The sequence below is a fragment of the Bacillus sp. FSL R9-9410 genome, assembly GCF_038050385.1.
GTDB classification, from domain to species: domain Bacteria; phylum Bacillota; class Bacilli; order Bacillales; family Bacillaceae_G; genus Bacillus_A; species Bacillus_A cereus_U.
Genome location: NZ_JBBOTV010000001.1, coordinates 762,806 through 785,029 on the forward strand (window position 1 = coordinate 762,806; position 22,224 = coordinate 785,029).

Here is a 22,224-nt window from a genome sequence, read left to right on the forward strand (position 1 = left end):
GTTGAGCTCCGTTTTTTATTTTTCTTCTGCTATTTTTTCTAATGTTTTTCCAAGATCGTGTGATCGTTTCGTTGCTTGTGTAATACAGGAGATTAATGCTTGTTGAAAATTATGCTCCTGTAATACTTCAATACCTGCTTCGGTAGTTCCGCCAGGAGAAGTAATTTCTTTTCGCAAAATAGAAGGGTGTTTTTCGCTTACTTTTAGCATTTCAGCAGCACCAATCATCGTCTGAAGAATAAGTGATTTTGCAACATCTTCTTTTAAACCAATTTTTTTTGCTGCCTCTTCCATTGCCTCTACCACATAATAAATATAAGCTGGTCCACTTCCGGATAATGCAGTGACAGCATGCATATCTTCTTCTTCTACAACAGAGACGAGACCAATCGTTTCAAATAACGATGTTGCAATGCGAATATGTTCCTCCGTTGTGTGTTCTGAAGGTGAGATAGCAGTAGCGGATTTTAAAATGGCCGCAGATGTATTTGGCATTGCACGAATAATCGGAACGTCTTTTTGAAGTAGGTTTCTAATTGAATGAGTAGAAACACCTGCTAATAACGAAATAATAAGCACGTCATTATTTATGTATTCTTTAAGAGGAATAATCGCTTCTGCGACATCTTTTGGCTTCATCGCTAGAAAAAGAATATTTGCATCAGCAAGTAACTCCTTTTTATTATGTGTACCTTTGACACCGTATTTTTTATGTAACTCCTGTAATCTTGTCTCGTTAGAACGATTACTTACAGTTACATTTTCTCCCTTAACAACATTTGCGTTTAATAAACCACCAATAATCGCTTCGGCAATAGAGCCTGCACCGAGAAAGGAAATGTTTTGCATAGACATGATGTGCCTCCTTTGAATTTGGTTAGAAATGCTTATAAATGTACATACATTCGTTTTTTTATGGAAAACACCTCTTTTTATCTGAAAATAATGACAAATTTATAGGGAAGTTGTAAACTGAAGAGGTATTCATTTTGAACCGGAAAAAGACAGGGGGGGCTAAGCATGACGGCGATTCATCGAATGGAGATTCCTGTTCCATTTGCAGTTGAGACAGTGAATGTGTTTTTAGTTGAGGGAGAAACATTAACGTTAATTGATACAGGGACAAATACAGAAGAAGCAAAGAAGGCACTAGAAAGTCAATTAGGTGCATTAGGGTATAAGATAGAAGATATTGAAACGGTAGTGATTACGCATCACCATGCGGATCATTGCGGACTTTTAAATACATTTTCTGAAAAAGTAAAGATTATCGGACATCCTTGGAATGAACCTTGGATTACACAGAATGCTGAATTTTTAAAGAGGTATCATGAATTTTTTAAAGAGACAGCCTTGCAGTTCGGCGTTCCAGCAGCATTTCTGAATGATGAGGCGTTATTGACGACGAAGACACTTAAATATTCTTGTAATAGATCGTTAACACATACCGTGAGAGAGGGAGATCGTATAGATTCGTTACCTGGATTTACAGTGATTGAAACCCCGGGTCATGCTTCCACTCATATTTCATTATATAGAGAATCTGATGGAATATTAATTGGTGGGGATGCTCTCATTAGTCACATTTCTTCAAATCCAATATTAGAACCACCATATGAAGGGCAAACAGAAAGAGCGCGTCCTTTATTGCAGTACAATCAAACGTTAAAACGTTTAAGTGAAATGAATATTTCACGTATTTTATCAGGGCATGGGGAAGATGTTCTGAATATGAAACAACTTATTGAAACAAGATTACAAAAGCAAGAGACACGTGCGTTTAAAGTGCTTGAACTATTAAAGGAAAAGCCAATGACAGCATTTGAAGTATGTGTAAAACTATTTCCGGTATTATATAAAGAGCAATTGCCACTTACTATCTCAGAAACTGTTGGACAATTAGACTTTTTAGCATATAATCAACAAGTGATGATTGATGAATCTTCACAACAATTGATTTATTATGCAAAGTAGGTGACAGCAATGACGGGACGTTTACAAGAAAAAGTAATCGTCATTACAGGTGCTTCTAGTGGAATTGGAGAGCAAGTTGCAATGCAGGTTGCAGAGCAAGGGGCGACGCCGGTATTAATGGCTCGAACAGAAGAGAAGCTACAAGCATTAGCAGACAAAATTAAAGAAACTTATAATACGCCTTGCTATTACTATGTATTAGATGTAAGTGAAGAAACGAAAGTACAATCTGTTTTTTCAAAGGTATTACAAGAAGTAGGACGTATTGATATATTGGTAAATAATGCTGGGTTTGGTATTTTTAAAACGTTTGAAGATGCGTCAATGGATGAAGTAAAGGATATGTTTCAAGTAAATGTATTTGGATTAGTAGCTTGTACGAAAGCGGTATTACCTTATATGGTAAAAAGGAACGAAGGACAAATTATTAATATTGCTTCATTGGCTGGAAAAATTGCAACTCCGAAGTCGAGTGCTTATGCAGCAACAAAACACGCTGTATTAGGATTTACGAATAGTTTGCGTATGGAGTTATCTAACACAAATGTGTATGTAACAGCAATTAACCCGGGACCGATAGATACGAACTTTTTTGAAATAGCCGATCAATCAGGTACATATGTGAAAAATATGGGACGTTACATGTTAAAACCAACATATGTAGCAGAACAAATCGTAAAGGCGATGCAAACGAAAAAACGTGAAGTAAACTTGCCGAAGTGGATGGGAATGGGGCCAAAGCTCTACGCATTATTCCCAGGTTTATTTGAACGTGTTGCAGGCAAATCATTAAGTAAAAAATAGGAGATTTCCATATGGAAATCTCCTATTTTTTTATTTTCCAGTCACATAATCGTAAACGATATCCTCAACAGCCTCGTATACATCAATTTCAGTATTTAAATGAATTATCATTTGAATATGTTTAATTAGCATTTCCTGATCCTCTTTTGAAACAGGATTACATTGATATTGCCGAAAACTTTTTATAATCATTTTCTCAATTAATTTTTCATTCATGTTTTTTCCCGCCTGTATGTATACATGTATTGTTTTATTGTACTTGAAGTGAAATGAAAATACTACTATGCACTATTTTTGCATAAAAATCCACTTGTATATATTTCTTTTATAGTGAGATTAATATTTTGAAGTTTTTAAAAATTATAAATATTTAATTGACTTTATAATTATGCAATATTATAATCAAACTTAATTTAAAGAATAGATATGAGGAGGAGCTTATGAAAGTCGCAATTATTGGAGCAACTGGATATGGAGGTATTGAGTTAATTCGGTTATTAGAGCAACATCCATATTTTTCGATAGCATCTCTCCATTCTTTTTCACAAGTTGGTGAATTTATAACAAATGTATACCCGCATTTTCGAAATGTTCTTGTCCATACGTTACAAGAAATTGATGCGGAGAAAATAGAGAAGGAAGCTGAAATTGTATTTTTAGCAACCCCAGTGGGAGTATCGGCAGAGTTAACACCAAAATTATTGGCAGTAGGTTTAAAAGTAATTGACCTATCTGGAGACTTTCGTATGATAGATCCCTCGTCATATGAATTGTGGTATAAAAGGCCAGCTGCAAAGGAAGAACTTCTTAGGAAAGCAGTATATGGATTAAGTGAATGGAAAAGGCCGGAGATTCAAAATGCAAATTTAATTGCAAACCCAGGATGTTTTGCGACAGCCGCATTATTAGCGATAGCGCCGTTAGTACGTAGCGGAATGATTGAAGAAGATTCGATTATCATTGATGCAAAGTCAGGTGTATCTGGAGCAGGCAAAACTCCAACAACAATGACTCATTTTCCAGAGCTATATGATAACCTTCACATTTATAAAGTAAATCAGCATCAGCACGTTCCTGAGATTGAGCAAATGCTTGTAGAGTGGAATGATAAAGCGAAGCCAATCACATTTAGTACACATTTAATACCGATATCAAGAGGGATTATGGTTACACTCTATGGGAAATTAAAACAAGAAATCAAAATGCAGCAACTTCAAGCGTTGTATGAAGAAACGTATCACAACTCAGCTTTCGTTCGAATTCGTTCTCAAGGAGAATTTCCGAGTCCGAAAGAAGTAAGAGGCTCAAATTATTGTGATATTGGGATGGCTTACGATGAAAGAACAGAAAGAATTACAGTAGTTTCTGTGATAGACAATATGATGAAAGGCGCAGCGGGGCAAGCAGTTCAAAATGCAAATTTATTAGCGGGACTAGAAGAGACAACGGGTTTACAGCATATGCCGCTTTATCCATAAGGGGGAAATTATGATTAAAACATCGTCTATTACAAAATTAGCAAATGGTTCAATTGTTACGCCGAAAGGCTTTTCGGCAATTGGTACTGCAAATGGTTTGAAAAAGGTGAAAAAGGATGTGGGTGCAATCGTTTGTGAGGTGCCAGCATCATGTGCCGCTGTGTATACAACAAATCAAATACAAGCAGCGCCGTTGCAAGTAACGAAGGATAGCATAGCAGCAGAAGGGAAATTACAAGCAATTGTGGTAAATAGCGGCAATGCAAATGCTTGTACGGGGATGAAAGGATTGCAAGATGCTTATGAGATGCGAACATTAGGAGCGGAACACTTTGGAGTAAAAGAAAAGTACGTCGCAGTCGCTTCAACAGGTGTAATTGGAGTACCTTTACCGATGGATATCATTCGAAAAGGAATTGAATCTCTTGTGCCAACAAAGGAAGTAAGTGAAGCTTATTCTTTTTGTGAAGCAATTTTAACGACAGACCTTATAACGAAAGAAACTTGCTATGAGATGATAATTGATGGGAAAGAAGTGAAAATTGCTGGGGTCGCAAAAGGTTCAGGGATGATCAAACCGAATATGGCAACGATGCTTAGTTTTATTACAACAGACGCCAATATAGAGCATGAATTATTGCAAACAGCATTATCACAAATTACGAATCATACGTTTAATCAAATTACGGTGGACGGAGATACTTCTACAAATGATATGGTCATCGTTATGGCAAGTGGATTATCAGAAACGAAAACGATGAATATGGAACATGAAGACTGGGAAACTTTCTTAGTTGCTTTACAAAAGGTATGTGAAGATTTAGCGAAAAAAATTGCACAAGATGGTGAAGGTGCTACGAAGTTAATAGAAGTAAACGTGTTAGGGGCTAGAACAAATGAAGAAGCAAAGCAAATTGCAAAACAAATAGTCGGTTCAAGTCTTGTGAAAACAGCGATATATGGTGAGGATCCAAATTGGGGACGAATTATTAGTAGTATTGGACAGAGTGAAGTAACTATTAACCCAAATACAATTGATATCACTCTTCAATCTATCGCCGTATTAAAAAATAGTGAGCCTCAAATGTTTTCCGAAGAGGAAATGAAAAAGAAATTACAAGAACATGAAATAAAAATTGATGCGTGTTTACATTTAGGAGATGAAACGGGATCAGCTTGGGGCTGCGACTTAAGTTATGAATATGTGAAAATAAATGCTTGTTATCGTACATAAGGAGAGAGAAGATGAGTGATTATATTGTAGTTAAATGTGGCGGTAGCATGTTGAATCGATTAAATAGTGTGTTTTTTGAGTGCATAAAGAAATTGCAAAATAAGTATAAGGTTGTTATTGTCCATGGCGGTGGTCCAGAAATTGATGCCAAGTTAGAAGACTATAATATCAAGGTAGAAAAGAAAGATGGATTACGAGTAACGCCAAAAGGGGTTATGGATGTTGTTCAAATGGTGCTATGCGGAAGTACGAATAAAAAATTCGTAATGAATTTACAAAAACATGATTTACTTGCGGTGGGGCTTTCAGGATGTGACGGTAATTTACTTCAAGTTCAACCTGTTGGCGAAGAGATAGGATATGTAGGAGAAGTAAGTTATGTAGAAACAGCCTTATTAAAAGGGTTGATAGATATGAATTATATTCCTGTCATTGCTCCAATTGGGATAAATGGTAATGAAGTTTATAACATTAATGCAGATACTGCTGCAGCTGGAATTGCATATGCACTATCCGCAAAAGAACTCATTTTTATAACGGACGTAGATGGAGTATTACACGAAGGAAGATTGGTAAAGAAAATGGATGAATATGAAATTCTTACTTTTATAGAACAAGGTGTCATTACAGGCGGGATGATTCCGAAAGTACAGGCGGCACTTACATCGTTAAAAATGGGAGTGAAAAAGGTTAGTATCGTAAATGGTACAAAGGATTTTGCCGAGGTCACAGGAAAGTGTGTTGGAACTACGGTAACGAAAGGAGTGAGTATCATATGACAAGTTATCTTTTTCAAACGTATGGCAGGAGAACTATTGAGTTTGTAAAGGGGAATGGAACAACAGTCATTGATAAAAATGGTACGCAATACTTAGATTTTACGTCGGGGATTGGCGTATGTAACTTAGGACATTGTCATCCTACTGTTGTAAAGGCAGTAGAAAAGCAACTTAGAAACATATGGCATATATCTAATTTGTTTACGAACTCCTTACAAGAAGAGGTCGCATCGTTATTAACAGAAGATACAGCATTAGATTATGTGTTTTTTTGTAATAGCGGGGCGGAGGCAAATGAAGCGGCTTTAAAGCTAGCACGTAAGCATACTGGAAAATCTCTCGTCGTAACATGTGAACAATCTTTTCACGGGAGAACATTTGGAACGATGAGTGCAACAGGGCAAGATAAAGTGAAAGAAGGATTCGGTCCATTACTTCCGTCTTTTTTACATACACCATTTAACGATATACAAGCATTAGAGGAAGTAATGAATGAAGAAGTTGCGGCGGTAATGGTAGAAGTTGTTCAAGGAGAAGGAGGAGTAATATTAGCGGATCCATCCTTTTTGAAGGGAATTGAAAAACTATGTAATGAGTACAATGCTCTTTTTATTATAGATGAAGTACAAACTGGAATAGGCAGAACAGGAACACTATTCGCTTATGAGCAAATGGGAATAGGTCCTGATATCGTTACTATCGCAAAGGCGCTTGGGAATGGTATTCCAGTTGGAGCGATGATTGGCCGGAAAGAACTGGGTTCTTCTTTTACTGCAGGTTCACACGGTTCAACTTTCGGTGGGAATTATATCGCTATGACTGCAGCGAAAGAAGTATTGCAATTCATTAAGGAACAATCGTTTTTAAAAGAAGTACAGGAAAAGGGTGAGTACGTATTAAAGAAATTACAAGAAGAATTACGACACGTTGAATGTGTTCAAAATATTCGTGGTAAGGGACTTATGATTGGAATCGAATGTAAGCATGAGGTTGCAAATTTCATAGAACAACTAGAAAAAGCAGGACTTCTCGTATTACAAGCAGGGCCTAATGTTATAAGACTATTACCACCACTTATTGTAACGAATGAAGAGCTAGAACAGGCAGTATATATGATAAAAGAAGTGGTTTGTACAAAAAATGCATCAATAATATAAGGGGGGAATTTCATGTCAACTGTACAAGTACCGAAATTAAATACGAAAGATCTTTTAACGTTAGAAGAATTGACGCAAGAAGAAATCATTTCTTTAATTGAGTTCGCTATATATTTAAAAAAGAACAAGCAGGAGCCTTTATTACAAGGGAAAATATTAGGTCTCATTTTTGATAAACATTCAACTCGTACTCGCGTTTCTTTTGAAGCAGGAATGGTACAGCTCGGAGGACATGGAATGTTTTTAAGTGGAAAAGAGATGCAAATTGGCAGAGGAGAAACGGTGTCAGATACTGCGAAAGTACTATCTCATTATATTGATGGAATTATGATACGCACATTCTCGCATGCTGATGTAGAAGAGCTTGCGAAAGAGTCCAGTATCCCAGTTATTAACGGTTTAACTGATGATCATCACCCTTGCCAAGCGTTGGCAGATTTAATGACGATATATGAAGAAGTTCATACGTTTAAAGGAATTAAATTAGCTTACGTAGGTGACGGGAATAATGTATGTCATTCACTATTGCTAGCAAGTGCAAAAGTCGGAATGAATATGACTGTTGCGACTCCCGTAGGGTATGAACCGAATGAAGAAATTGTTAAAAAAGCGTTAGCGATTGCAGATGAAACAGGGGCTGAAATTGAGATTTTGCATAATCCTGAATTAGCGGTAAGTGGAGCAGATTTTATTTATACTGATGTTTGGATGAGTATGGGCCAAGAAGGAGAAGCAGAGAAATATACTTTATTCCAGCCTTTCCAAGTAAATAAAGAGCTTGTTATACATGCAAAGCAAACATATCGTTTCCTGCACTGTTTGCCTGCTCATCGTGAAGAAGAAGTAACTGGAGAGATTATAGATGGGCCACAGTCTATCGTTTTTGAGCAAGCTGGTAACAGGTTGCACGCGCAAAAAGCGTTATTGGTTAGTTTGTTTAAAAATATAGAGGAGCCTTCCTAAAAGGAAGGTTTTTTTCGTGTTAAATTATAGAGGTTGGCCGTATTATTCAATCGTTATAATAAATGTAATTTGTACATAAATTTAGTGAGGGTTATAGGGAGAGTTTAATTGGTGAGAAGAGAATTAAAAAAGGGGGAGTAACATGATTGATATTAAACTAGCAAGTGAATTAGGAGAAGATATAAGAGAGAAAGTAAGTGAACTCTTTGTTGATGGATTCGGTAAAAACTTCGCTTTTTTTTCAAAAGATGAACAAAAATTAGCAAAGGCTTTCGCACATATATTTGTTTTGGATGTTTTTTATATTGCAATGATAGAGGGGGATATTGTAGGGATGACTGCTTGTACGGATGGTAAAACGCTATCTGTTCGTTTGAATAAACATGAATTAAGAAAATATTTAGGGTTATATAAAGGGACACTTGCCTATATATTTTTAAAGTCTGAATTTGAAAAAAGCGCGATGGAAACTGGTGAGAAAAAAGCATCTGTTGAATTTGTTGTAACAGCCTCAAAGTATAGAGGGAATGGTGTTGCGACGACACTAATGAACTATATAATAAACTTACCTCAATATGATGAGTTTATTTTAGAAGTGGCTGATACAAATGAAAGTGCAGTACAATTATATGGGAAATTAGGATATAAAGAATTTACAAGGGTAAAACAGAAATTTAGTAAAATAAGCGGTGTAAATTACCTAGTTTATATGAAAAATATAAAGCAGGGTGATAACGCAGATAGTAAGTTATATTAGGTCTAAAAAACGAAGGTTTATATTGTATAAGAAAACGATTTTCTAGTATTTTTTAAATAGAATTATTTTTTAGTGAAATGCTACAATAAAAGAAAAAAATTGTATTTCAGACTAGAGAAGAGCATACTATAAAAAAATATAGTTAAAGAGATGATGAATTTGAAAACAACTAAGAAAACATATTCGTTTTTTCAGCGAATGTGGAGAATATTAAAGTTTCAATATTTTAAGTTGCTTCGATCGCCAGAAGGAGCAAAGAAAGTGTCGTTAGGTTTTGCTATTGGATTTGGTTTAGAAATGTTGGTTATTTACACGGCATCGCTCGTATATTTAATATTTTATCCAATTGTCAGGTTAGCAAAGGGATCTTTTCCAGCCGCAGTCATTGGTAATATTATTGGGAAAATATCGTTTCTCCCAGTATTTTTATTTCCGTTTGCTTATGCATTAGGAAAAATGATTTACCCATTTCATGTACAGAAAATACATCATGAACCATTTACGATATCGGATTTGTTTTCAAGCCATATTTTTACGATGTTAAAGAGTTTATTGCAGAGTGAAGTGTATGTATTAATTGGAATGACAATCTTAGGAGCTGTGTTTGGGATAATTTCATATTTCGTTGTACATTATTTATATGAAAAGAATCGTAAGTTACGTTTGAAGAAAAGAAAGAAACAAGTGAGAGAACCACTTGTACAAATATAAAGAATGTCACATTCATTTTCTCCTTTGAATATGTTTAAGAAAAAGGGGGAGAGAATGAATGTATTATTACTATGTACCTCAAGTATATCCTTATACAAATTATTATGCTGTAAATGATATGAGGCAGCAATTCGGAGTGTATCCACAGCAACAAATACAGCAAATGCAACAGCCTCAGCAACCTGTTCAAGAACAAAAGCCGTATTTAATGACATGGCCATATTCAAATGTATACTATGGTAATTATTACGAATCATAAAGCTGCTTCTATTTAGAAGCAGCTTTATGCGTTTGTTTTCAAAATTAAATTTTGAATGGTTTTAAGAGAATGAATGAGCTTTTCACGCTCTTCCTCAGATAATGTTTGAAAATTTTCTTTTAGTTTGTCTAAAATGAATTGCTGATACTGATTTACTAGTAATTTCCCTTCAGTTGTTAGGGAAATTAAAATGACCCGTCGATCTTTTTCGCTATAATGACGCTCTATTAGTTCTTCTTGAATAAGTTTGTTTAATAGAGGGGTCATGTTAGGCCGTGAAATCGCTAGCCGCTTGCCAATTTCTGAAACTGCTAATGTACCATTTTCATGCAAAAGCAGTAACACTTGCGTATGTGATGGCGGCATATGTCTTTGAGAAGAAAACTCTCCAGGAAGCATAAATTTGCGATAAAAAAGAGGCACTAGCGAAAGAAGATGGTCAACAATACGTTCCCACTCGCGTGATTCCATATAACGGCCCCCTTCCACTATCATTGTAACAAAAAAGACAAGGTATAAAAATAGAATTGTTTCATGGTAGCCTTAATATTTGTAGGATAACACTTGCTTTGTAAATGTATTGGCAATAATCGCATAACCGTTATCATTTGGGTGTACTTGGTCAAATAGTAAATCTTTTTTATCATTCGATATTAATTTGCGAATTGGTAAAACGATCGACGGTTGATGTGCTTTTGAAATAGAATAAATAGAATCATTCCAACCGTCTAAAAACATATCTGCATAACTTGCGATGGAGTCATCTAGTTGTAAAGGGTTATAGAGTTCAGAGAGAATGAGTAAAGCATTCGGATTTTGATCTCGAACGGTCTTTACAATATTTTTTACATCCGTTTCAAAACGGGATTTTTCTTTATTTAACATTTTAATACCATCTATAACACCTACATCACGATTTAAGCGGAATAAATTATTTCCTCCAATACTAATAGTAATGATATTTGCTTCCCTAATTTTTTGTTGAACTTCTTCTGACTGGACTTTCTTAACGAGACGATCTGTAGTGAGACCATTTACACCGAGGTTTTCTACCGTAATTGGTTTATGAATTTGTCCTTCTAATTGTCTAGAAGCTAATTCGGCAAATCCCCCTTGTGTAGATCCATATCCTTTTGCAAGTGAATCACCTAATACGAGGTGATAAAAAGAGTCATTCGTTTGCTTATCAATCCAACTGGGAGCAGATGTTTTTTCTGTTTTTCCTTCAGTTTCTTTTTGTTTTGTCTCATCGTTCTTTTCAAAATAAGAATAAGAAATGATTAGAAGGAGGAGACAAACAATTGTTAAGATGACTTTTTTCATAAATTCATCCTCCTTGTAATTGGTAATTGTATCATATTCAGCAGTATAAGCAATGTAAGGGCATAGTATATGTTTATGAAAACTTTACAGAAAATTTGTAGAAGTTTGTCAAAAAATATTGACGATATGAAAGTACTTTAGATATGATAATGTCAGATAAAGTGAAAATCATCGCTCTAATAGAAGAAAAAAGGTATGTGGTTAGGGACTGATAGAGATTCATTTCATTATTTTGGGGTAATTGTATAAGGGGGATTTTTTGTGAAAAAGTCAACAAAAATGCTAGCTGGAGCAACACTTGCTATTGGCGTTATAGCACCGCAAGTGCTGCCGACAACAGCTCATGCAGAGGAAAAAGCTGGGGAGAGTACAGTTAACTTGCGAATTTTAGAAACATCAGATATTCACGTTAACTTAATGAATTACGATTATTATCAAACGAAAACAGATAATAAAGTAGGTCTCGTGCAAACTGCAACACTTGTTAATAAAGCGCGTGAAGAAGCGAAGAACTCTGTCTTATTTGATGATGGGGATGCATTACAAGGTACGCCGCTTGGGGATTATGTAGCGAATAAAATAAATGATCAGAAGAATCCTGTTGATGCTAGTTATGTACATCCATTATATCGTTTAATGAATTTAATGAAGTATGACGTCATCTCTCTTGGGAATCATGAATTTAACTACGGTTTAGATTATTTAAACAAAGTGATTGAAAAAACGAATTTCCCGGTTATTAACTCGAATGTCTACATAGATGACCATGATAAGGATGATACGAACGATAAACATTACTTTGAACCATATCATATTTTTGAAAAAGAAGTAGAGGATGAATCTGGCCAAAAACAAAAAGTGAAAATTGGTGTAATGGGATTTGTTCCACCTCAAGTTATGAACTGGGATAAAGCGAATTTAGAAGGAAAAGTCAAAGCACATGATATTGTTGAAACAGCTGAAAAGTTAGTTCCAGAAATGAAGGCAAAAGGTGCGGACGTTATTGTTGCACTAGCTCATTCAGGTGTTGATAAGAGTGGGCGTATCGCTGGAATGGAAAACGCATCGTTTTATTTAACAGAAGTTGAAAATGTAGATGCAGTATTAATGGGACATTCACATACTGAAATGAAGGATATATTTAATGGAGTTCCAGTTGTAATGCCTGGTGTGTTTGGAAGTAATTTAGGGATTATTGATATGCAATTGAAAAAGGTAAACGGAAAATGGCAAGTGCAAAAAGAGCAATCGAAGCCACAACTTCGTCCGATTGCTGATAGTAAAGGTAATCCATTAGTAGAATCTGATCAAAAATTAGTTAATGAAATTAAAGATGATCATAAAGCGACAATTGACTATGTAAATACAGCTGTAGGTAAAACGACAGCACCAATTAATAGTTATTTTTCATTAGTACAAGATGATCCTTCCGTACAACTTGTGACGAATGCACAAAAATGGTACGTAGAAAAGCTATTCGCTGAAAACGGACAATATAGTAAATATAAAGGAATTCCAGTATTATCTGCAGGAGCGCCATTTAAAGCAGGTGGCCGAAACGGTGCTACATATTATACGGATATTCCAGCAGGAACCTTAGCAATTAAAAACGTAGCGGATTTATATGTATATCCAAATACATTATATGCTGTAAAAGTAAGTGGGGCACAAGTGAAAGAATGGCTTGAAATGTCTGCTGGTCAATTTAATCAAATTGATTCAAAGAAAACAGAAGAACAGCCACTAGTTAATATAGGTTATCCTACATATAATTTTGATGTTTTAGATGGCTTAAAATACGAAATTGACGTAACGCAACCAGCGAAATACGATAAAGATGGCAAAGTTGTAAATGAAAATACGAATCGTATTGTAAATGTGACGTATGAAGGTAAGCCTGTAGCTGACAAACAAGAGTTCATTGTAGCTACAAATAACTATCGTGGAAGTAGCCAAACGTTCCCTGGTGTAAGTAAAGGCGAAGTTGTATACCAATCGCAAGATGAAACACGTCAAATTATTGTGAAGTACATGCAAGAAACACCAGTTATTAATCCAGCAGCAGATCAAAATTGGGCGTTTAAACCGATTATTGCAGATAAATTAAATACAACATTTGATTCTTCACCAAATGCACAAAAATATATAAAGAAAGATGGAAAAATATCATATGTTGGACCATCTGAAAATGAATTTGCTAAATATGCAATTGATATAACGAAGAAGAACGACGGTGATAAGGAAACTGGTGGGGAGAATCCAACGACACCGCCAACAGGTGATGGCAATAATGGAGAGAATCCAACGACACCGCCAACAGGTGATGGCAATAATGGGGAGAATCCAACGACACCGCCAACAGGTGATGGCAATAATGGGGAGAATCCAACGACACCCCCAACAGATGAAGGTAATAATGGGAATGAACCAAAACAAGATGGAAACAACGCAGGATCTGGACAAACTACAACGGATAATCAAAATACAAAAGAAACAACAACTGTAAGTGAAAATAAAGAGGAACGTGATTTACCGAAAACAGGTGCGAGTGTTGCTTCTACAATTGGAGCTGGTCTGGCGTTTGTTGGAGCGGGATTACTTATGTTATTTAGAAGAAAGAAAGCAAATAAATAGATAGTAAAGTGTTGTATGAAAAAAAGGATTACCGATTACGGTAATCCTTTTTTTATTCTATATTATGAAACTGGTATTGTTTTTTCTTTTTTCCATGAAAGCCCAAATCCGGTGAACCCAACAATAATTGTTAAGACTGGACAAGCTAAACAGAAGATTGCGTATGGAACATAATCGAATGTTGGAACGCTAAGGACGTTTGTTAAAAATACGCCACTTACACCCCATGGTACGAGCGGATTAATTACTGTACCAGCATCTTCTAATACTCGTGATAAATTACGACGTTCTAAACCGACTTCATCGTATTTGTTAGCGAATGCTTGTCCTGTTAAAACGATTGATAAGTATTGTTCGCCAAGTAAGAAGTTTACACCAATTGCAGTGAAAGCGGTAGAGACGATTAAGCGTGTACTATTTTTTACGAAGCTAGAGATGATATTCATCAGCTGCGTGATAATGCCCATTCCTTGTAGTAACCCCCCCATACAAAGAGCGAGGAAAATAAGAGCAATTGACATCATCATACTTTGTAAACCACCACGAGATAATAAGCTATCAATATCTTTTATACCAGTTTTAGAAACGTAACCGTCTTGCATAATTTTCATTAAATCAGCTAAAGAAGTACTAGGTTTAAAAATAAAGAGAATGATGATCCCTACTACGATTCCTGCAAGTAATGTTGGAACTGCCGGTACTTTCTTAAATGCGAATAGGAACAGTAATAAAATCGGGATAAGTGTAACGATAGAAATCGTTGCATTTTTTTCTAACGTACTAATAAAGTTTGTGAAATCAACGTCTCCTCTAGTGCCACTTCCTAAAATGAAAAATGCGATAAAAGCAATAATGAAAGCAGGGACTGTTGTCCAAAGCATGTTGCGAATATGTTCAAATAAATCTACACCAGTTACAGCTGGAGCTAAGTTTGTTGTATCAGATAAAGGAGACATTTTATCCCCAAAGAATGCACCAGAAATAATTGCACCAGCAATAAGAGCTGGATCGTATCCGAGAGCACTACCCATTCCCATAAAGGCAAGCCCTACTGTTGCTGCAGTTGTAAATGCACTACCGATACTCGTTCCAACAATTGCACAAACAACAAAAACGGTAGGAACGAAAATTTTTGGAGATACAAGTTGGAATCCGTATACCATTAAAGTTGGAATTGTTCCAGCTGCGATCCAAACACTAATTAATACTCCTACAAGTAAGAAAATAAAAATAGATGGAATACCAGCTGAAATACTACTTATCATCCCTTTTTCCATAGTAGACCAAGAGATTTTTTTCATAAATCCAAACGCTAATAAAATAACGATGCCGAATAAAATTGGGATATGTGGTGAAACTTCTAATTGAATAACGCTAAAGCCAATACAGAAAAAAATGAAAATTGTTAAAAGAACAGATTCAATTTTTGAAATCATTGTTTTCCCCTCCTAAGTAATCTAAAATAGCCTTTTTTATATGAAATTCGCCAATATTGTATATTTCCTTCTAAAATTTAGAATTTTTTGACAAATTACCGGTAATTGTCAACATCTCAATATGATACGGAAATGATTGGATAAAAAAACGTCCCTGCATATAATTATGCAGGGACGAAGAAATCGCGGTACCACCCTAGCTTGTGAAAGGAATGTATCACAAAATAAAGGGCCATATGATATGCGCTAATAAAATAAAAACGCCCCTGCAATATATGCAGGGACGAAAAATTCGCGGTACCACCCTAAATTGTGAAACAGTGTCGTTTCACCACTCTTTAGACATAACGGTCTAAACCGTCTTTCACTACTCCTCACGTTTCGTAAAAGAAGCTCCAGGGGGTAATTCATAAATCGCTCTGTACTGGTTCGCACCGACCACCAGCTCTCTGAAATCAGAAAACGAAATACTACTAAATCCTATCAACGCCGATTCATATGATGTTAGTTAAATTTTTATCATATATTCATCATACATGTCAATAAAAATGTTTAATATTTTTTTAGGGAAATAAAGGAGAAATGTTTTTAATACTGTAAAAATGTGCGTTATAATGAATTTGAAAGGGGAGGAAAGAGTGAAGAAAAAAATAATTCTTTTTACCACCTTACTAGTCGTTGGCGGAAGTGCTGGAATTTACACAGCTTTTGCAGCTGAATCAGGGCAGTCGAAACAAAAGCAAATACAGCAGTCAGAAGTGAAGAAAGTGAAAGAAACTGAAGAGAAGAAATCGATGGAAAAATCAGCTGTAAAACTAGGGGTTTCTACTGAAGGGAAAACAAAAGAAGAGATTACGAAAGAAGTAGATACCGCTAGGTTTGAGCAGCGCCATGATTTATTAATTGAGCATGCTAAGCAGCTTGGAATTAATACAGAAGGAAAAAAAGATGAAGAGATTATTTTAGAAATTGGAAAGATACAACATGGAAAGTAGGACAACTTATCGTATGATAAGTTGTTCTTTTTTAAGAACTATTTGATTTGAAAATAATTGACAGTCATTTGTTTTTAATGTTAACTATATCTATAAACAAGTTGACATTAGGGGTGACAATTGTGGCTGTTAATAGTAACACGAGTGAAAAATCGTCTTATACATATGAAGAATTATCGAAGAAGACTAAAGATTACGTATGGCACCCATTTACACAAATGAAAGACTATTTAGAAGAAGATCCTGTCATTATTGAACGTGGAGAGGGAAGAAAGCTATACGACGTAAATGGAAATGAATATTGGGACGGTGTTTCGTCTATTTGGTTAAATGTTCATGGGCATCAAGTACCGGAACTGGATGAGGCAATTCGTGAGCAATTAAATAAAATTGCTCATTCTACTATGTTAGGACTTGCTAACGTTCCATCTATTTTATTAGCAGAAAAAATAATTGATGTTGTACCAGAAGGCTTGAAGAAAGTATTTTATTCAGACTCTGGTTCTACCGCTGTTGAAATTGCAATTAAGATGGCTTTTCAATATTGGCAGCATAAAGGAAAACCGAGAAAACAAAGATTTGTTACATTAAAAGAAGCATATCACGGTGATACAATAGGTGCTGTTTCAGTAGGAGCAATAGACTTGTTTCACCAAGTGTATAGTTCACTATTATTTGAGGCAATTAAAATGCCGTATCCATATACATATCGTTCTCCTTATGGAGATAATAAGGAACAAATTGTAAAGAAACATTTAGAAGAAATGGAAGAATTGCTGCAAGAAAAACATGAAGAAGTAGCGGCTATCATTGTGGAGCCATTAATGCAAGGTGCTGGCGGGATGATTACAATGCCAAAAGGATACTTAAAAGGGCTTCGCGATTTATGTACAAAATACAATGTATTATTTATTACAGATGAGGTAGCGACTGGATTTGGGCGTACTGGGAAAATGTTTGCATGTGAACATGAGGATGTGACGCCAGACATTTTAACTGGGGGAAAAGGCTTAACCGGTGGTTATTTACCGGTGGCAATTACGGTAACGACAGATGAAATTTATAATGCCTTTTTAGGAGACTATGAAGAACAAAAAACATTTTTCCATGGTCATAGTTATACAGGGAATCCGTTAGGGTGTGCCGTAGCAATTGCAAATTTAGAACTATATGAAAAAACTAATTTAATAGAAGATGTTGCGCATAAAACAGAATATGTAGCAACAAAATTAGAAGCCCTTAATGAATATAAGCACGTAGGAGATATTCGTCAGTGTGGGCTAATGGTTGGTATTGAACTTGTGAAAAATAAGGAAACGAAAGAATCGTTTGAATGGACAGAAAGAGTCGGTGTTCAAGTGTGTAAACGCTCAAGGGAGTTAGGCATGATTTTACGTCCGCTTGGTAACACCATTGTATTTATGCCTCCTCTTGCGTCTACAATGGCTGAAATCGATGAGATGTTACGCATTTTATATAAAGCAATCTCGGATATTACGGAGGAAGAGTAATGAGTGGTTTCTTTGTAACAGCAACGGATACAGAAGTTGGAAAAACGGTAGTGACAGGAGCATTGGCAGGTATATTTCGAGAGCGTGGATATAATGTTGGTGTATATAAACCGTTGCAAAGTGGTCATGTTGCATCAAATCCTGAGGGAGATGCAGCAAGATTAAAAGCATTATCGGGCGTACCGACAAAAGAAGATAAAATTTGTCCTTATTCCATTGAAGAACCACTTGCTCCGAGACTTGCTATGAAAAGAGCTGGAAGGACAGTAACGTTAAAAGAAATTACTGATAACCATAATGAACTACTAAACGAGTTTAATAGCCTATTTGTAGAAGGGGCTGGTGGGCTTGCCGTCCCGTATACAGAAGATGCTTTAGTAATTGATTTTGCAAAAGAATTAGAGCTTCCTCTTATTGTAGTAGCACGTCCTACACTTGGGACAGTTAATCATACTGTTTTAACAATTTCTTATGCAAAAGCACATGGTTTAACAGTAGCAGGTGTAATTTTATCTGGTTGTAAAGAATGTGAAAAGGAAAGAGTGCAAGAAAATAAAGTAATGATTGAGGAGTTAAGTGGAGTGCCAGTTTTAGGTTTATTACCATTCCTTGAAGGGGAATTTACTAAGGAAGAATTATTAGAATCGGCAAAAGAGCATATTATGATTTCAAAATTAGAGGAGCTCATCCAAAATGAATCAAACGTGGCGCGCGCATCTTCAATCTAAAGTAGGACAATTAAAGGAGCAAGGGCAGTATCGTAATTTACATATAACAGAGCGATCCGAAGAGACATGGCTTATTCGAAATAAGTAAATCTAGCATCTAATAATTATTTAGGATTAGCTGGAGATGAAAGGCTGAAAGAAGCTGCATAGAGTCTTATTGTCAAGGCCCTTCACTCTTTCGTATATACGAAAGAGACTTCACGGAAAAAGAAGGGATAGTAGCAACATATCATGCTTTATTTACGTATATAACAAAAGAGGGGAAGAGATGAAATGAAACAAGTACAAACAAAAAGGGATTGGAAAAAACTTGCATACGACGTAGTAGAAGAGAAAATGATTACGAAAGAAGATGCAATTGCAATATTAGAAGCTGATGATACAGAGGTTTTAGAAATTATGAATGCAGCTTACATCATTCGCCATCATCATTTTGGTAAGAAAGTAAAGTTGAACATGATTATAAATACGAAATCTGGATTATGTCCTGAAGATTGCGGGTACTGTTCACAGTCTATTATTTCAGAAGCACCGATTGATAAGTATGCATGGTTAACACAAGAGAAAATTGTTGAAGGAGCGCACGAAGCAATTCGTCGTAAAGCAGGTACATATTGTATTGTTGCATCTGGTCGTCGTCCGACGGATAAAGAAGTAAATCACGTTATTGGAGCAGTTAAGGAAATTCGTGAAACGACAGATTTGAAAATTTGCTGTTGTTTAGGATTTTTAAATGAAGATCAAGCAGGTCAGTTAGCAGAAGCGGGTGTGCATCGTTATAACCACAATTTAAATACGCATGCCAACAATTATGATAGCATTTGTTCAACGCATACGTATGACGATCGTGTTGATACAGTCCAAAAAGCGAAGCAAGCCGGTATTTCTCCATGCTCTGGAGCAATTTTCGGAATGGGAGAAACGATTGAACAGCGCGCTGAAATTGCCTTTGAATTACAACGTTTAGATGCGGATTCTATTCCGTGTAATTTCCTTGTTGCTGTAAAGGGTACTCCGCTGGAAGGACAAAAAGAATTAACACCTGTAGAATGTTTAAAAGTGCTGGCGATGATGCGTTTTGTAAATCCAACAAAAGAAATTCGTATTTCAGGAGGCCGAGAACTTAATTTACGTTCTGTACAGCCACTTGGTTTATTTGCAGCAAACTCTATTTTTGTCGGGGACTATTTAACAACAGCTGGACAAGAGCCGACTGCGGACTGGGGTATGATTGAAGATTTAGGATTTGAGATTGAAGAATGTGCGCTATAAGATAGATGAAAAGCAAACTCGTTAAAGGGTTTGCTTTTTTTTGTAAATAAAATGTAATAAAAGTCCATTAATGCTTGATAGTAGTCACTTTTGAACGAGAAAAATAATTCTGTGGACGAATTTTCCAAGCTCTAATTGTACATAGTAAAAATGTAATTTATATCGGGTTGGAGGATTTTACATGTACAAATACATATTAGCCATTATGACTTGTCTGATTTTAATAAAAGCGATAAGTGCTGATCCAGTTAAGGCGGCTGAAAATCCTGAACAAAAAGAAATGCAACAAAGAATTGAACAGCATTTTCGAACGAAAGCTGAACATTTTGGACTTGAAACAGAAGGAAAAGATTTAAAAGAAGTAAGGAAGGAAATTTCTATTATAGAAGAAGCGAAAAAGAGAGAAAATGTGTGGAGAACAGCACAAACTCTTCGTATAAAAACAGAAGGGAAAACGATGGATGAATTAATAGAAGATGTACGAAAAAAGGTGAAAAAATAAAAAAAGAGGCCGCAGCCTCTTTTTTTAAGCCCATTGTTTTGATAAATGAGCCATTTCGATCGCAGCAACTGCTGATTCATATCCTTTATTACCAGCTTTTGTACCTGCACGTTCAATTGCTTGTTCAATTGTTTCTGTCGTTAATACACCGAAAATAACTGGAATGTCCGTTTGTAGTGATAAAGACGCAACACCTTTTGCTACTTCATTACAAACGTAATCGTAATGTGTTGTAGCGCCGCGAATTACTGTACCTAATGTAATAACAGCATCATATTTTCCGCTATTTGCCATCTTTTTAGCGATTAAAGGAATTTCAAATGCACCAGGAACCCATGCAACATCAATATCATTCTCTTCTACACCGTGACGCTTTAATCCATCTAAAGCTCCGCCAAGTAACTTACTTGTAATAAACTCATTAAAACGCCCAACAACAACCCCAACTTTTAATCCTGTACCAACTAAATGACCTTCGAATACCATAATGTATCTCTCCCTTAATTATAAGTTTAGTAAATGTCCTAATTTGCTTACTTTCGTTTGTAAATACGTTTTATTTTCTTCTTTTGTTGGCATTTGCAACGGTACACGCTCGGTTACTTCTAAATCGTAACCTTGTAAGCCAGCAATTTTTCGTGGATTATTCGTTAATAATCGTAACCTTTGTAAGCCTAAATCTTTTAAAATTTGAGCACCAATACCGTAATCACGAAGATCAGCTGGGAACCCAAGTTTTTCATTTGCTTCTACAGTATCTAACCCTTCTTCTTGTAACTTATAAGCACGAAGCTTATTAAGAAGGCCAATGCCGCGTCCTTCTTGTCTCATATAGAGAAGAACACCTTTTCCTTCACGCTCAATTTGAGCAAGTGCAGCATGTAGTTGTGGTCCGCAATCACAGCGGCACGAACCGAATACATCCCCTGTTAAGCATTCTGAATGAACGCGTACAAGTACAGGTTCGCCTGTTGAAATATCACCTTTTACGAGCGCGATATGTTCTTTCATATCTAATGAGTTAGAATAGCCAATTGCATGAAAAGTACCGAAATCTGTAGGTAATGTAATTTCCACTTCTCTCGTCACAAGTGTTTCGTGATGACGGCGATAAGCAATTAAATCTTCAATTGTAATCATTTTTATATCAAATTGTTTTGCACACTGTATTAAATCAGGTACACGTGCCATCGTCCCATCTTCATTTATAATCTCGCAAATGACGCCAGCTGGCTCAGTTCCGCAAAGTTTTGCTAAATCAACAGCAGCTTCTGTATGACCTGCGCGGCGAAGGACGCCACCTTCTTTCGCAATTAATGGAAAGATATGTCCAGGGCGGTTAAAATCAGTTCCTTTAGATGCGGGATTTAATAATTCCTGTATTGTTGTAGCACGCTCATGAGCACTAATGCCTGTTGTTGTAGAAACGTGATCGATGCTTACTGTAAAAGCAGTATGATGTGAATCCGTATTATGAGAAACCATTGGTTCTAACTGTAGACGCTCTGCGTACCCTTCCGTAATCGGTACGCAAACGAGACCACGACCGTGTGTAATCATAAAATTAATCGTTTCTGGTGTAATGTACTCTGCTAAAGCAATAAAATCGCCTTCATTTTCTCGGTTTTCATCATCACATACGATAACGACTTTTCCTTGTTTTAAATCTTCTAGAGCTTCTTCAATACGATGAAACATTGTGCTTCC

23 protein-coding genes, 1 pseudogene and 1 other annotated feature are annotated in these 22,224 nt (G+C 36.0%); of the genes and pseudogenes, 17 read left to right on the forward strand and 7 right to left on the reverse strand.

What is annotated here, in order from left to right; genetic code table 11:
- Positions 1–15: 15 nt before the first annotated feature.
- A complete protein-coding gene (gene proI / locus MKX77_RS04230) occupies positions 16–855 on the reverse strand; it encodes a pyrroline-5-carboxylate reductase ProI (protein WP_341305900.1) in 840 nt (279 codons plus the stop codon).
- A 165-nt stretch (positions 856–1,020) separates the two neighbouring features.
- On the opposite strand from proI, the gene MKX77_RS04235 reads away from it, so the two are divergent.
- Together MKX77_RS04235 and MKX77_RS04240 are read left to right on the forward strand one after the other, a co-directional pair.
- Positions 1,021–1,974, forward strand: coding sequence for an MBL fold metallo-hydrolase (locus MKX77_RS04235; RefSeq protein WP_215554119.1), 954 nt, complete (start codon positions 1,021–1,023; stop codon positions 1,972–1,974).
- Between the two features lie 9 nt (positions 1,975–1,983).
- Positions 1,984–2,778, forward strand: coding sequence for an SDR family oxidoreductase (locus MKX77_RS04240; protein WP_002199407.1), 795 nt, complete (start codon positions 1,984–1,986; stop codon positions 2,776–2,778).
- A gap of 30 nt (positions 2,779–2,808) precedes the next feature.
- Here MKX77_RS04240 and MKX77_RS04245 read toward each other — a convergent pair whose 3' ends face one another.
- Positions 2,809–2,994: a YqzH family protein gene (locus tag MKX77_RS04245; RefSeq protein WP_215554117.1), complete on the reverse strand. Its 186-nt coding sequence runs from the start codon at positions 2,992–2,994 to the stop codon at positions 2,809–2,811.
- A gap of 224 nt (positions 2,995–3,218) precedes the next feature.
- On the opposite strand from MKX77_RS04245, the gene argC reads away from it, so the two are divergent.
- The 8 genes from argC to MKX77_RS04285 all read left to right on the forward strand — a co-directional run bounded on the left by argC (position 3,219) and on the right by MKX77_RS04285 (position 10,116).
- Positions 3,219–4,256 (forward strand): N-acetyl-gamma-glutamyl-phosphate reductase, encoded by a 1,038-nt coding sequence (gene argC, locus MKX77_RS04250; protein WP_341305901.1) that lies wholly within the window; start codon positions 3,219–3,221, stop codon positions 4,254–4,256.
- Positions 4,257–4,266: 10 nt separating this feature from the next.
- The gene (gene argJ, locus MKX77_RS04255) at positions 4,267–5,490 is read left to right on the forward strand and encodes a bifunctional glutamate N-acetyltransferase/amino-acid acetyltransferase ArgJ (RefSeq protein ID WP_341305902.1); all 1,224 of its coding nucleotides are present in this window, start codon (positions 4,267–4,269) and stop codon (positions 5,488–5,490) included.
- An 11-nt stretch (positions 5,491–5,501) separates the two neighbouring features.
- Entirely contained in the window at positions 5,502–6,269 is a 768-nt protein-coding gene (gene argB, locus MKX77_RS04260) for an acetylglutamate kinase (RefSeq protein ID WP_341305903.1), read from the forward strand.
- The gene (locus MKX77_RS04265; RefSeq protein ID WP_341305904.1) at positions 6,266–7,426 is read left to right on the forward strand and encodes an acetylornithine transaminase; all 1,161 of its coding nucleotides are present in this window, start codon (positions 6,266–6,268) and stop codon (positions 7,424–7,426) included. Before argB ends, MKX77_RS04265 begins: the two co-directional genes overlap by 4 nt.
- A gap of 12 nt (positions 7,427–7,438) precedes the next feature.
- On the forward strand, positions 7,439–8,389 hold the full coding sequence (gene argF / locus MKX77_RS04270; RefSeq protein ID WP_016106110.1) for an ornithine carbamoyltransferase: 951 nt from the start codon (positions 7,439–7,441) through the stop codon (positions 8,387–8,389).
- 142 nt (positions 8,390–8,531) lie between these two features.
- Positions 8,532–9,146: a GNAT family N-acetyltransferase gene (locus MKX77_RS04275; RefSeq protein ID WP_341305905.1), complete on the forward strand. Its 615-nt coding sequence runs from the start codon at positions 8,532–8,534 to the stop codon at positions 9,144–9,146.
- Positions 9,147–9,305: 159 nt separating this feature from the next.
- Complete coding sequence (locus MKX77_RS04280; protein WP_341305906.1) at positions 9,306–9,857, forward strand: DUF2062 domain-containing protein; 552 nt, start codon at positions 9,306–9,308, stop codon at positions 9,855–9,857.
- A 58-nt stretch (positions 9,858–9,915) separates the two neighbouring features.
- Positions 9,916–10,116 (forward strand): hypothetical protein, encoded by a 201-nt coding sequence (locus tag MKX77_RS04285; protein WP_341305907.1) that lies wholly within the window; start codon positions 9,916–9,918, stop codon positions 10,114–10,116.
- Between the two features lie 24 nt (positions 10,117–10,140).
- Here the strand turns inward: MKX77_RS04285 and MKX77_RS04290 are convergent, their stop codons facing one another.
- Entirely contained in the window at positions 10,141–10,587 is a 447-nt protein-coding gene (locus tag MKX77_RS04290; RefSeq protein WP_002111682.1) for a MarR family winged helix-turn-helix transcriptional regulator, read from the reverse strand.
- Positions 10,588–10,659: 72 nt separating this feature from the next.
- A complete protein-coding gene (locus tag MKX77_RS04295) occupies positions 10,660–11,439 on the reverse strand; it encodes a GDSL-type esterase/lipase family protein (RefSeq protein ID WP_341305908.1) in 780 nt (259 codons plus the stop codon).
- Positions 11,440–11,700: 261 nt separating this feature from the next.
- Between MKX77_RS04295 and cpdB the strand changes: the two genes are divergently transcribed.
- Positions 11,701–14,073 carry a bifunctional 2',3'-cyclic-nucleotide 2'-phosphodiesterase/3'-nucleotidase gene (cpdB, locus tag MKX77_RS04300; RefSeq protein ID WP_341305909.1) on the forward strand — a complete coding sequence of 791 codons (2,373 nt, stop codon included), beginning with the start codon at positions 11,701–11,703 and terminating at the stop codon, positions 14,071–14,073.
- Between the two features lie 62 nt (positions 14,074–14,135).
- Here the strand turns inward: cpdB and nhaC are convergent, their stop codons facing one another.
- Positions 14,136–15,509, reverse strand: a complete 1,374-nt coding sequence (nhaC, locus tag MKX77_RS04305) for a Na+/H+ antiporter NhaC (protein ID WP_341305910.1) — start codon at positions 15,507–15,509, stop codon at positions 14,136–14,138.
- Positions 15,510–15,785: 276 nt separating this feature from the next.
- Positions 15,786–16,005 (reverse strand) — a binding site (T-box leader).
- 142 nt (positions 16,006–16,147) lie between these two features.
- On the opposite strand from nhaC, the gene MKX77_RS04310 reads away from it, so the two are divergent.
- From MKX77_RS04310 to MKX77_RS04335, 6 genes and pseudogenes are all read left to right on the forward strand, one after another.
- On the forward strand, positions 16,148–16,504 hold the full coding sequence (locus MKX77_RS04310; RefSeq protein ID WP_341305911.1) for a hypothetical protein: 357 nt from the start codon (positions 16,148–16,150) through the stop codon (positions 16,502–16,504).
- Between the two features lie 77 nt (positions 16,505–16,581).
- Complete coding sequence (gene bioA / locus MKX77_RS04315; protein ID WP_215556631.1) at positions 16,582–18,015, forward strand: adenosylmethionine--8-amino-7-oxononanoate transaminase; 1,434 nt, start codon at positions 16,582–16,584, stop codon at positions 18,013–18,015.
- The gene (bioD, locus tag MKX77_RS04320; protein ID WP_341305912.1) at positions 18,015–18,743 is read left to right on the forward strand and encodes a dethiobiotin synthase; all 729 of its coding nucleotides are present in this window, start codon (positions 18,015–18,017) and stop codon (positions 18,741–18,743) included. Before bioA ends, bioD begins: the two co-directional genes overlap by 1 nt.
- Positions 18,709–18,890, forward strand: a pseudogene (locus tag MKX77_RS04325) (8-amino-7-oxononanoate synthase); the annotation flags it as partial. The gene bioD and the pseudogene MKX77_RS04325, both read left to right, overlap by 35 nt.
- Before the next feature lie 126 nt (positions 18,891–19,016).
- Complete coding sequence (gene bioB / locus MKX77_RS04330; protein WP_000815853.1) at positions 19,017–20,015, forward strand: biotin synthase; 999 nt, start codon at positions 19,017–19,019, stop codon at positions 20,013–20,015.
- 181 nt (positions 20,016–20,196) lie between these two features.
- Complete coding sequence (locus tag MKX77_RS04335; protein WP_002145881.1) at positions 20,197–20,517, forward strand: hypothetical protein; 321 nt, start codon at positions 20,197–20,199, stop codon at positions 20,515–20,517.
- A 24-nt stretch (positions 20,518–20,541) separates the two neighbouring features.
- On the opposite strand, the gene ribH is transcribed toward MKX77_RS04335, so the two are convergent.
- Entirely contained in the window at positions 20,542–21,003 is a 462-nt protein-coding gene (ribH, locus tag MKX77_RS04340) for a 6,7-dimethyl-8-ribityllumazine synthase (protein WP_000230892.1), read from the reverse strand.
- An 18-nt stretch (positions 21,004–21,021) separates the two neighbouring features.
- Entirely contained in the window at positions 21,022–22,215 is a 1,194-nt protein-coding gene (ribBA, locus tag MKX77_RS04345) for a bifunctional 3,4-dihydroxy-2-butanone 4-phosphate synthase/GTP cyclohydrolase II (RefSeq protein WP_341305913.1), read from the reverse strand.
- Positions 22,216–22,224: the final 9 nt, after the last annotated feature.